Here is a 237-nt window from a genome sequence, read left to right on the forward strand (position 1 = left end):
GTGAATACGTTCCCGGGCCTTGTACACACCGCCCGTCACACCATGGGAGTGGGCTGCAAAAGAAGTGGGTAGTTTAACCTTCGGGGGGACGCTCACCACTTTGTGGTTCATGACTGGGGTGAAGTCGTAACAAGGTAGCCCTAGGGGAACCTGGGGCTGGATCACCTCCTTATACGATGATTATTGCGATGAGTGTTCACACAGATTGATGGTTTATACAGTTTAAGAGACAAGAAC

At 50.6% G+C, this 237-nt stretch carries 1 rRNA gene; it reads left to right on the plus strand.

Going from position 1 to position 237, the window contains the following annotated elements:
- A 16S ribosomal RNA gene (locus RH40_RS04310) occupies nt 1–172 on the plus strand; the annotation flags it as partial.
- Nucleotides 173–237 lie beyond the last annotated feature (65 nt).

Origin of the sequence: Vibrio caribbeanicus ATCC BAA-2122 (assembly GCF_000165125.1) — a bacterium.
In the GTDB taxonomy this organism is placed as follows: Bacteria; Pseudomonadota; Gammaproteobacteria; order Enterobacterales; family Vibrionaceae; genus Vibrio; species Vibrio caribbeanicus.